The sequence below is a fragment of the Candidatus Saccharimonadia bacterium genome, from assembly GCA_035544015.1.
Taxonomy (GTDB): domain Bacteria; phylum Patescibacteriota; class Saccharimonadia; order UBA4664; family UBA4664; genus UBA5169.
The window spans coordinates 1-1503 of record DATKIP010000096.1 but is presented as its reverse complement, the minus strand read 5'-3'; the positions used below and the strand labels follow the sequence as shown (position 1 = coordinate 1503).

Sequence of the window (1503 nt, the reverse complement as noted above, 5' to 3'; positions counted from 1 at the left end):
ATCAGAGCCTAAGCGGACATCGAAGATCAGGGTGAGCCGCTACGCCGGTTCTCCATCTTTCTAACTCAAAGACAACCAACGGAAAGGACAATAACTATGGGGCACCTCGAAAAATAGCGAGGTCTGCGAATTTATGCGAGTCTGACTTGTCGCTACAAAGATTCGGGGGTGGGAGACGATGGGGCAATTGGGGTTTTTCGATGCGGACAGTCGGTTGGCGGTGATTTCCGCGAAAGGCGATCCGTTGGAGAAGATTGCTCGTGTGGTGCCGTTTGAAAGCTTCCGGGCTGAGATTGAGGCAGCGGTATTGACGCCAGCGAACGAGAAGAAGAGCAATGCTGGCCGCAAGCCGATTGACGTTATCGTGATGTTTCGGATGCTGGTGCTGCAATCGCTTTACAATCTGTCTGACGAGCAGGTCGAGTATCAAGTGCGCGATCGGCTGTCGTTCACGCGCTTTCTGCGGCTCGGCATCGAGGATCGCATTCCGGACGGCACGACATTGTGGTTATTCCGCGAGGCGCTTGGCAAGGCCGGGTTGATTGAGAAGCTGTTCGAGCGTTTTGGCCAACATTTGGAAACGAAGGGCTACATTGCGCGCGGCGGCCAGATGATTGATGCGACGATCGTTCCGGTTCCCAAGCAACGAAACACCCGCGAGGAGAATGAGGAGGTGAAGGCCGGCAAGACGCCGAAGGCTTGGAAGCAGAACCCGGCGAAAAACCGGCAGAAAGACAAGGATGCACGCTGGACCAAGAAGCACGGCAAGAGCTTCTACGGCTACAAGAACCACGTGAATGCGGACGCCAAGCGCAAACTGATCCGGCAGTACGAGGTGACCGACGCGAGCGTTCATGACAGCCAGCAATTTGATGGCCTTCTGAACCAGGCCAACACGTCCGCTGACGTCTATGCGGATAGCGCGTATCGTTCGGCCGAGACCGAGGCGAAGCTCAACTTGCGCGGCCTTCGTAGCCGCATTCATCGGCGCGCGAACCGCAACCATCCGCTATCGAAAGTGCAGGAGGACGCGAACCGTCGGAAGAGCCGAGTTCGGGCCCGCATCGAGCATGTGTTCGGTGCTCAGCAGACCGCGCCAGGTGGCCGGATTGTCCGGACGATCGGCATCGCGCGGGCGAAAGTCAAAATTGGCCTGCAGAACCTTGTTTACAACATCCGCCGACTTGTGACCCTGGAGCGGATGGTCGCCGCTTAAAAAGGAGTGCACCCGGAACGCCCCGATCGGGGCGCCGGGCGCACCAAACAAAGCCTATTCACGACAAATTAAAACGAAAATCACCGTCGCGCTGAACCGGCGATTGATCCGGCGAAAATATCGTCATTGTTCGAGGTGCCCTATTGATTATTAAAGACGACACTTCACTATATCGGTCCATCCGAATGAATCGGCGAATCGTGAACTTGCGAACGACAGACCACGACCAACACGTAATTTATGCGCATTTGGCGCTGCGCGCGACGCCGTCGCATAATAGCGGAAGG

At 56.3% G+C, this 1503-nt stretch carries 1 protein-coding gene; it reads left to right on the top strand.

Going from position 1 to position 1503, the window contains the following annotated elements:
- Window positions 1-178: 178 nt before the first annotated feature.
- Window positions 179-1216: an IS5 family transposase gene (locus VMT30_08825; protein ID HVQ45031.1), complete on the top strand. Its 1038-nt coding sequence runs from the start codon at window positions 179-181 to the stop codon at window positions 1214-1216.
- The last annotated feature ends 287 nt before the right edge of the window (window positions 1217-1503 follow it).